Annotated in this window: 2 protein-coding genes; both read right to left on the bottom strand. The window is 63.6% G+C overall.

Features of this window, described 5'->3' with window-relative positions; genetic code table 11:
* Positions 1-710, bottom strand: a 710-nt coding sequence (gene mutL, locus HX846_RS36145) for a DNA mismatch repair endonuclease MutL (protein ID WP_178967338.1), incomplete at its 3' end; no start/stop codon positions are given.
* 14 nt (positions 711-724) lie between these two features.
* Positions 725-1556 (bottom strand): N-acetylmuramoyl-L-alanine amidase (locus tag HX846_RS36140; RefSeq protein WP_178967337.1); only part of this gene is annotated, 832 nt, incomplete at its 5' end.

The following is a 1556-nucleotide window of genomic DNA, read 5'->3' as shown; positions in this document are numbered from 1 at the left end:
CCATTGCGCTCGATCTCGATCGGCAGCGCCTGCTCCAGGAACCCCGCGCCGCAGATGGCCGAGACACGCCGCGCACGGGCCGCATCATCATGGGCCTCGTGCAGGCTGAGGATGGTCTTGCCGTTGTGGCGCAGGTGGAAAGCCACATCAAACCGCGCCAGGGCCAGGCGCTTGATGACTTCCTGCAGGTGATCGAATTCGGTTTTTTCGGCCTTGAGGAATTTACGCCGGGCCGGGGTGTTGAAGAACAGGTCGCGCACTTCCACCGAGGTGCCCACCGGATGTGCCGCCGGCTGGACCCGGGGCGCCATGTCGCGGCCTTCGGTTTCAACCTGCCAGGCCTGATCGGCGTCGCGGGTGCGGGACGTCAGGGTCAGGCGAGCCACCGAGCTGATGGAAGCCAGGGCCTCACCACGAAACCCGAGGCTCATCACCCGCTCCAGGTCTTCCAGGTCGCGAATCTTGCTGGTGGCGTGACGGGCCAGGGCCAGCGGCAGGTCATCGGAGGAAATCCCGCTGCCGTCGTCGCGCACTCGCAGCAGCTTGACGCCGCCCTGCTCAACATCGACATCAATGCGCCTGGCGCCGGAGTCGATACTGTTTTCCAGCAACTCCTTGATCACCGACGCTGGCCGCTCGACCACCTCACCCGCCGCGATCTGGTTGGCGAGACGCGGGCTTAGCAGCTCGATGCGCGAGGTATTGCTCAAGACTGTTTCGCTCATTATTGCGCCGCCAGTTCAGTGCCCGGGATGGTCAACACCTGGCCGACCTTCAATTCATCGGTCTTGAGGTTGTTGGCACTGCGCAAGGTTGCCGCTGACACCTGGAAGCGCACCGCCAGCATCGCCAGGGTGTCACCCGGCTGCACGCGATGGTCACGCGGGCCCTGGGCGATTTTCCCGGAGTCACGCAGCCAGGCTATATAAGTGCCCGGCGGCGGGTTCTGCTGGAAGAACTGGCGAACACCGGCGCTGATGGAGCGCGCCAACGCCTGCTGGTGGCTGGCCGAGGCCAGTTTCGAGGCTTCGTTGGAGTTGGAGATAAACCCGGTTTCCACCAGGATCGACGGAATATCCGGCGACTTGAGCACCATGAACCCGGCCTGTTCCACGCGCTGTTTGTGCAGTGAGGTGACGCGACCAATGTTGCTCAGGACTTTCTGCCCCACGTTCAGGCTGGAGGTCAGCGAGGCAGTCATCGACAGATCGAGCAATACGCCAGCGAGCATCTTGTCCTTGTCGTCGAGGGATACGTTGCCAGCCCCGCCGATCAAGTCGGAACGGTTTTCACTGTCCGCCAGCCAGCGGGCGGTCTCGGACGTAGCGCCGCGATCAGACAGGGCAAACACCGAGGCACCAAACGCCGCGGCTGAAGGTGCGGCGTCGGCGTGGATCGAGACGAACAGGTCGGCGCCCTTCTTGCGGGCGATTTCGGTACGGCCACGCAGCGGAATAAAGTAGTCGCCGGTCCGGGTCAGCTCGGCGCGGTAGCCTTTCATGCCATTGATCTGGCGCTGCAGTTCGCGGGCGATGGCCAGTACCACGTCTTTTTCA

This window comes from Pseudomonas sp. K5002, assembly GCF_013386655.1.
In the GTDB taxonomy this organism is placed as follows: Bacteria; Pseudomonadota; Gammaproteobacteria; order Pseudomonadales; family Pseudomonadaceae; genus Aquipseudomonas.
This window is presented reverse-complemented; position numbering and strand designations above follow the sequence as displayed.